Here is a 240-nt window from a genome sequence, read left to right as displayed (position 1 = left end):
GGAACGCAGGCCCAGCTCGGCGATCTGCACCCCGCGCGCGCCGGAGGCCAGGTCGTACGGGAACGGCGCGTCCTCCAGGAGGTGGCGCACGAACATCTCCCACTGGGTCTTGAAGCCGTTGCCGAACTCGGCGTTGTCCGGCACCTGCTGCCACTGCTCCCGGAACGGCTCGGTCACCGGCAGGTCGGGATTCCACACCGGCATCGGCGTGCCGGCCCGATGCTGGATCCGGCAGCCGCG

At 71.2% G+C, this 240-nt stretch carries 1 pseudogene; it reads right to left on the bottom strand.

Going from position 1 to position 240, the window contains the following annotated elements:
- Positions 1-240: pseudogene (locus tag IEY93_RS37430) on the bottom strand (Gfo/Idh/MocA family protein); the annotation flags it as partial.

It is taken from the genome of Sphaerisporangium melleum (assembly GCF_014646695.1).
Classification (GTDB): Bacteria; Actinomycetota; Actinomycetes; order Streptosporangiales; family Streptosporangiaceae; genus Sphaerisporangium; species Sphaerisporangium melleum.
The sequence above is the reverse complement of the archived record's forward strand: the minus strand, read 5'-3'. Positions and strand labels throughout refer to the sequence as shown.